Genomic DNA, 7,551 nt, shown 5'->3' with positions numbered 1-7,551 from the left:
CCGACAACAATAATCGCAGGTGTCTCAATTCCCTGTCTGTCCACTTCTGCTTTCAGAGTACCGACTGTAGCTACCACACGTTTCTGTCCTGCCGTAGTTCCTTTCTGAAGGACTGCTGCCGGCATATCCGGATTCATACCCCCTGCAAGAAGTCCGCTGCAGATATCTTCCAGTGCGGCAATTCCCATCAGGAAAACCAGCGTTCCTTTTGTCTGTGTCAGCGCCTTAAAATCAATATCATACTCCTGTCCTGCACGTTTATGTCCTGTAATGATATGCAGGGAAGAGCAGAAATCTCTGTGCGTCACAGGAATTCCGTTATACGCCCGGAACAGAAATCGGAGAAGTCACTCCCGGTACAATCTCATACGGGATTCCATTCTCAGAAAGAAGTTCCAGTTCCTCACCGCCTCTGCCAAAAAGGAATGGATCTCCACCTTTAAGTCTTACTACTTTATTTCCTTTTTGAGCCTCTTCCAGAAGGACTTTATTGATATCCTCCTGCACCATGGTGTGATGGCTTGCTCTTTTTCCCACGTTGATCAGTCTTGCGTGCTCCGGAATTCTTGCCAGAACGCCTTCGCCAACCAGACTGTCATATACTACCACATCTGCCTGCTGCAAAACCGCTTCGCCCTTTAATGTAAAAAGGCCGATATCTCCCGGTCCTGCACCAACCAGCCAAACTTTGCCAGATGTCATTTGTTTTCTCCTTATTATCACCTGATATACCAAGCTATTTTATATCAGTTATTTACTTTCGCAATCAAACTTCAACTGTTTTGCAAGAGCAATTCCCAGTTCAGTGCCTTTCCCTGCAGAACCTTTTATCTGCCCTGTAAGCCACTTTCCTGTCGCTTCGCTATAATATAATCCACGGATAAAGATCTCATCTCCACTTACCTCTGCAAACGCGGCTACCGGTGAAGAACATCCTCCGTCCAGATATTTTACATAGGCACGCTCTGCACTTCCTGCCATCCATGCATTTCTGTCGCAATATCCTTTCAGATAAGAATAGTCCTGATCCTTGCGTCCCTGCACCGCCAGAATTCCCTGTCCGGCTGCCGGGATCATTTCATCCGGTGTAAAATATCGGTTGATTCTTGCCTCCAGGCCCAGACGTTTCAACCCCGCCGCAGCCAGAATCAGTCCGGAATACTCTCCCTCATCCAGCTTGCGCAGTCTTGTCTGTAGATTTCCGCGAATACTCTTTACTTCCATCTCCGGATATAATTTCTTTAACTGAAGAGTTCTTCTTAAACTGGAACATCCCAGCGGTTTCTCAGGATTCAGTTCTGTGACACCCTCCGGAAGTACCAGCACATCCCCTGGATCTTCTCTCTTCTTTGAAAAAGCCAGCAGCGGAAGTTCCTCAGGTACTTCCATCGGCATATCCTTCAGGCTGTGCACAGAAAGATTACTTCTGCCATCCATCAGTGCTCTGTCCAGTTCTTTTACAAACAATCCCTTGCCGCCTACTTTATCCAGGGTACGGTCAAGAATAATATCTCCTGTCGTTTTCATAGTCAGAATATCCACCGTTATCTCAGGACTGTTATTCTCTTCTATGTAACTTTTTACCATTTCACTCTGTAAAACTGCAAGTTTACTCTCTCTGCTTCCAATGATCACCTTCGTCATCATTCTCCTCCTCATCTTCCCGCGCGACTTTCTCCAATGCATCCTGGATTTCTTCCCTTATCCTGCGCGCTTTCTTATGGTCAAGACCGCTGGCCGTAATTCCGACCACCAGTCCTTCCTGCATATAGATTCCCGGAAAATAAAAATCACACTGCTCTCTGTCACTGGCTACATTTACATAAATCCCTTCCTGTCGGCAGATTCTATGTATCTCATCATTCAGTTTTCTGTCATTTGTGGCAGCGATCACCATATATGCCATCGCAAAATCAGATCGCTTCACCGGACGTGTGAGCAGTTCCACATAGCCAGCTTTACTAAGTTCCATCATCTCCATGGTAACCTTCGGTGCAATGACTCTGATATTTCTGGTAAATGACAGCAGTGTTTTTACCCTGCGGGTTGCGATATTTCCGCCTCCCACCACCACGATATTCTTATCCGATAAATCTATAAACATTGGAAAATAAGGCTTATTCTTCATATATTTTCTCCAGTCCTGCAACACACTCCAGAAAAGCTTCCTGATTCAGACTGTCCCGTAAGCCAAAAATCAGCTTATTTACTACTTTTCCGGCGGCGGTATCTACTGCCTGCACCAGGTTCTGTCTGTCATCCTCTTCCATTGGTGTTTTCTTCAATATCTTCGCAATTCTGAGATTCAGGTCATTTACTGCCTCTTCTTTGATCTCCTGAATTCTCGGAATCAGGTCTCTTCCATCCAGCCATTGGAAAAACTCATCCATCTGTTCTCTTACAATTGCACCTGCCGCCTCCAGATTCTCCTGAAGTTCTGCCGGAATCTCTTCAATACGGAAACTATCCATATCGTAAAGTGTGATTCCCTGAATCTTTCCAATAGATGGCTCAATATCTCTTGGAACTGCCAGATCGATCAGAATCAGTTCATCTTTCATCTGAAGATTCTGAAACAGTTCTTCTCTTAATGTAAAATTCGGGCTCGCAGTCGCACTTACCACCAGATCACACTGCGGCACATATTTCATTCTCTCTCCGTAATTAATACGTTTGCAGCCCAGCGGAATATTTACCACACCGCTTCTGTACTGGCGAATTGTTACTGTCACATCAGCACCCGCTTCTCTCAAAGCCTGTGCAGCTACTTTTCCCATCTCTCCGTTTCCAATAACCATGCAGGTCTTGTCCTTAAGAGAATACCCCTTCTGGGCCAGGAATCCGATTGCCTGATGGATTACTGACGGGTTTCCATGGGAAAAGGGAACTTCTGTCTTGATTCTCTTTCCTGCTGTAACGGCCATTCTGAACAGAACTTCCAAAACCCCGTCTGCCGCAAAATTCTCTCTTGCCAGATTCAATGCATCCTTTACCTGTGTAAGGATCTGATCCTCCCCGATAATCTGGGATTTCAGTCCGCTTGTAAGATAAAAAAGATGTTCGACTGCCTCTTTGTCTTTTCGTTCCACAAAATATTCTCTATAAGAATCTTCTGTGATTCCTTTTAACTGACAGAGACAGTCGTAAAGACAGACTTCCTCGTCATCATCCACACTTGCCCAGACTTCCAGGCGGTTACAGGTTGAAAGGATCACACATCCGTAAATTCCTTTGTGGTTCTTTATTTTTTCCATGGCTTCACCGGCATTTTTCTTTGTAAATGCGAAATGCGCACGTATATCTACCGGTGCCATATTATGATCTATTCCAATCATGGAAATACTCATAATTTCTACTTCTCCTTCGTATCTCCTATTTTCGTCCAAAAATAGTTACTGTTCACTTCGTGTACAGTAACACGCTACGCGATGCACAGATTTATGCTAATCGCATAAATCGCGCGGTATGTCTCGGGTTTTCTGTGACCTTCGCTCACAAAAAACACCTCGCGGGATACTACCAATGAACAGTAATCAAAAATATCATAAACATTTCCTGCGAAGATGTCAATTATAAACACACGAAAAGCGCCCGAAATGAGCATTTATGCTACACGCTTATTCGGACGTTTTTTGCTTTGCTACCTGATATCTGTATACAGGATGCTCCTGCAATATCTCACGGTGAATATTTTCTTACTCTTAACGGAATTCCATTCTGCGCAGCCAAAATCTTACTCTGCGCTACCTTTTCCTCCCCGATCACGTCTACAACTGTAAATCGTACATCGTCGATGTACTGTTTGCAATCTCTTGCAATTTTCAGCATGGCGTCAAAGGGCTTCTCTCCGTATGCCGGTCGGACCACCTCATTGTAAGAAGCTGCATCCGGCATGTTAAGACTGATAGATAACTTCCTTTGCCGTGGAACGGTTATGAAAGATATAAGTGGTCATCAGCGTGGTAAGAGCCGCCATTACAGCTGTTGCCGTAATTTTCTTTACTGTACTTGCAGTCTGTACATTCTGTTTTGTTGTTGTTACTTCTGACATAATAACTCCTCCTCGTTATGTCTTTTTAACTGTGTTTTATGAATTTTCTGTCAATCAGGCTGATAAAAATATCCACCTGGTATTCATCCCCAAAAACAGCTACAGCATTTTTAAGTATTTTTCAAAACAGACACCGTCATTTCTGTCGGTTCCTTCCAGTACCGCATCATGAATGGCTCCGGCAAGGAATGCGATTGCTTTCTGCACACATTCCTTCATGGAAATTCCTTTTACCATTCCTGCGCTGAGCACGGATGCAAACAGGTCTCCGGTTCCGGAATAGCTTCCGCCTTCTTTTATGGAAAAATACCAGTCTGCTTCATTTTCCTCTATTACCAGATTACCCATTTTCACACTGCCATCACCGCACACTACATCCACTCCGGTGATAACAATCGATTTTAATCCAAAACGGTCTGCCAGCTCTCTGCCGGATTTCTCTGTTTCTTTCAGCTGCTGTGTCTCGTCCATCTGAGAAAAAAGTTCCATTTTCTCTTTCATGCCCTGTTCTCCGTACAAAAGCAACAGTGCTTCTGTAAGATTCGGAGTAATTACTGTCGCATGCTGAACCAGAATCCTCATCTTCTCGCAAAGTTCTTCGGAATATGTCCTGTAAATATTTCCTCCATCGCCCATTACAGGATCTATCAGGATATGTGTCTCATCCGTACAGAACATATCTGTAAATTTTAAAATCACATCTACCTGTCTGGCATCTGCCAGAAACCCTGTATATACACCATCCGGTTTAAAACCCATTTTCTTCCATTCGTCCATGATCAGTTGCATCCGGTCTGTATAATCATCCCAGAAATAAGAACCGTATCCGGTCTGGTTGCTCAGAACTGCTGTAGGCAATGGACAGGCCTGCACTCCCATAGCAGAAATCACCGGTATTGCCGCTGTCAGGGAACATTTTCCCATTCCGGACAGATCATGAATGACTGCAATCTTCTTCAATTTATCAGTACCTCTTGCTTTCTTAATAAGTCTGTCATCAGCCTGAAACATCTGAATTCTTATTCTTCCAGATGTGATTTTCATTCTAACCTTATTAATATAGCATTGGATTCTATATCTGGATATATCCAGTTTTGTATTTTTTTTAGAGGTCAGTTTTATGTCAGATATAATATAAAATAAACTCAAATCCATCGGATATCTGTGATTCACTTCAATTACCTGTCCATAACAGGTAACCGGGTTAATATCCTCTGTTATTATCGATCATATAAAGTAATGCATTACAGATACATGCCGCGATATTGCTTCCGCCTTTCCTTCCTCTTGCCACAATATACGGAACGTCTGCCTGCATGATCAGTTCCTTTGACTGTACCACATTTACAAAACCTACCGGCACGCCAATAATGAGTTCCGGATTCAGTTTGCCATCCTCGATCAGTTCATAAAGACGTACCAGTGCTGTCGGGGCGTTTCCAATAGCAAAGATCAGTTTCTTTCCCATCGCTGCTGCTTTATCCATGCTGGCAGTTGCCCTTGTTGTTCCATTGGCTTTTGCTGTCGCTGCCACATCTTCATCCGAAATAAAGCAGAATACCTCTCCACCATAACGGGAAAGAACTCTTTTATTGATTCCGGATTCCGCCATATGTGTGTCTGTCACAATGCAGGCTCCCTCTTTAATCGCCGCGATAGCTTTCTGTACTGCATCCTCAGAAAAGCAAAGATTCTTTGCATAATCAAAGTCTGCACTTGTATGAATGCATCTCTTTACGATCAGTTCCGTTCCGGGAATCAATTCTGTATCTCCCAGCTCCTCTGTAATGATCTCAAAGCTACGCTTCTCTATATCCATCGGTTTTACATTTTCCAGCTCTACTTTCATTTTATACCTCCAAAATCTGCTCGAGCAGATAATATCATCCGCTTTCGCTTCATAACTGCAGAACGTCTTTTATATTACACTCCCTGCTCCAGAATCTCATAAATCTTCTTCATATCCAGATGCTTCCGAAGTTCAGAAGCCAGAATGTCATACTGTGTCTCTTTAAATGCCGCAAAATCAACTCCTGTCATCTCAGATACATCAAGTCCTTTCTTTTCTCCGAGCGCGCGGACAACAGCCTCCGCAACATCTTCTTTGTCAAAAACTCCATGTACATAAGTTCCACAGACATTTTTACAATATGCACCATCTTCCTTCCGGCTGCCTGATACGTGATCCTCAATCGACACACAATGACCTGCGTTTTCTTTCAGAACAGTCTCTCCCATATGAATCTCATAGCCTTCCAGTTCCGCGCCGGAAAGAGCAGCAAGATCTCCGTTCAGATTCAGGAACTTTCCGGATACTCTGGTTCGTGTCTTATTCTCTGCAAATATGGTATCCATAGGCAGAAGTCCCATTCCTTTGATCGTTCCGCCCGCTTCTACATGGTGAGGGTCGCTTAAAGTTTCTCCGAGCATCTGATAGCCGCCACAGATTCCGAAAATAATCTTTCCTCTTGCTGCTTCTTTGAGTACTGCCGCTTCCAGTCCATTTGCGCGCATCCAGAGAAGGTCTTCCATGGTATTCTTCGTTCCCGGCAGAATGATCATATCCGGATTCTTTAATTCACTTACATGCTGTACATAACGAAGAGAAACCCCCGGAATACTTTCAAATGGGTTAAAATCTGTGAAATTAGAAATTCTCGGCACCCGGATAACTGCAATATCAATCAGATCCACTTCCGTTTTTCTGTCAAATCGCTCCGTCAGACTGTCCTCATCCTCCACCTGAATATTGAGATAAGGCGCCACACCAACTACCGGGATATGACTTCTCTCCTCCAGCATTTGTACGCCCGGATCAAGGATTGTCTTGTCTCCGCGGAATTTGTTGATGATCAGTCCTTTAACCATCTGGCGCTCATCCTCTTCCAGAAGCTCCACTGTACCGATCAGCTGAGCAAAAACACCGCCTCTGTCGATATCTCCGACCAGAAGTACCGGAGCTTTCGCCATCTTTGCCATTCCCATGTTTACGATATCTTCTGTTTTCAGATTGATCTCTGCAGGGCTTCCTGCTCCTTCGATCACGATAATATCGTTCTCTGCTGCCAGCGCATTATATGCTTTCATGATATCCGGCACCAGTTTTTTCTTATATTTGAAATAGTCTCTGGCGCTCATGGTTCCAAGGACTTCTCCATTTACGATCACCTGAGAACCAACGTCATTGGTAGGTTTTAACAGAATCGGATTCATCAACACTGAAGGCTTGATTCCTGCGGCTTCCGCCTGCATAACCTGTGCTCTTCCCATTTCCAGCCCCTCTTCTGTAATAAAGGAATTCAGAGCCATATTCTGTGATTTAAAAGGTGCTACCCTGTATCCGTCCTGCTTAAAGATCCTGCACAGACCGGCTGCCAGTAAGCTTTTTCCTGCATTGGACATTGTCCCCTGCACCATAATCGCTTTTGCCATTTCTTTGTCCCCTCTTTTTCTTTTGCTGTATTTCTTATTTTCTATATTTTCATAATTATCTATAAATA

8 protein-coding genes and 1 pseudogene are annotated in these 7,551 nt (G+C 44.0%); all 9 read right to left on the bottom strand.

Annotation, left to right across the window (positions count from 1 at the left end; genetic code table 11):
* Positions 1-702: pseudogene (cobA, locus tag AC058W_RS02170) on the bottom strand (uroporphyrinogen-III C-methyltransferase); the annotation flags it as partial.
* A gap of 48 nt (positions 703-750) precedes the next feature.
* Positions 751-1,647: a hydroxymethylbilane synthase gene (hemC, locus tag AC058W_RS02165; RefSeq protein ID WP_479389647.1), complete on the bottom strand. Its 897-nt coding sequence runs from the start codon at positions 1,645-1,647 to the stop codon at positions 751-753.
* Positions 1,610-2,128, bottom strand: a complete 519-nt coding sequence (locus AC058W_RS02160; protein WP_117674712.1) for a precorrin-2 dehydrogenase/sirohydrochlorin ferrochelatase family protein — start codon at positions 2,126-2,128, stop codon at positions 1,610-1,612. Before AC058W_RS02160 ends, hemC begins: the two co-directional genes overlap by 38 nt.
* Positions 2,118-3,347, bottom strand: a complete 1,230-nt coding sequence (hemA, locus tag AC058W_RS02155) for a glutamyl-tRNA reductase (RefSeq protein ID WP_117674711.1) — start codon at positions 3,345-3,347, stop codon at positions 2,118-2,120. Before hemA ends, AC058W_RS02160 begins: the two co-directional genes overlap by 11 nt.
* Before the next feature lie 331 nt (positions 3,348-3,678).
* Positions 3,679-3,894, bottom strand: coding sequence for a hypothetical protein (locus AC058W_RS02150; RefSeq protein ID WP_242986716.1), 216 nt, complete (start codon positions 3,892-3,894; stop codon positions 3,679-3,681).
* 1 nt (position 3,895) lies between these two features.
* Positions 3,896-4,051 (bottom strand): hypothetical protein, encoded by a 156-nt coding sequence (locus AC058W_RS02145; RefSeq protein ID WP_242986714.1) that lies wholly within the window; start codon positions 4,049-4,051, stop codon positions 3,896-3,898.
* Positions 4,052-4,150: 99 nt separating this feature from the next.
* Positions 4,151-5,095, bottom strand: coding sequence for a pyridoxamine kinase (locus tag AC058W_RS02140; RefSeq protein WP_340283146.1), 945 nt, complete (start codon positions 5,093-5,095; stop codon positions 4,151-4,153).
* A 160-nt stretch (positions 5,096-5,255) separates the two neighbouring features.
* On the bottom strand, positions 5,256-5,900 hold the full coding sequence (locus tag AC058W_RS02135; protein WP_117674710.1) for a precorrin-8X methylmutase: 645 nt from the start codon (positions 5,898-5,900) through the stop codon (positions 5,256-5,258).
* A gap of 74 nt (positions 5,901-5,974) precedes the next feature.
* Complete coding sequence (locus tag AC058W_RS02130) at positions 5,975-7,483, bottom strand: cobyric acid synthase (RefSeq protein WP_117674709.1); 1,509 nt, start codon at positions 7,481-7,483, stop codon at positions 5,975-5,977.
* Between the last annotated feature and the right edge of the window lie 68 nt (positions 7,484-7,551).

The organism is Blautia sp. CGZ-1-C1 (assembly GCF_056504575.1).
The sequence above is the reverse complement of the archived record's forward strand: the minus strand, read 5'-3'. Positions and strand labels throughout refer to the sequence as shown.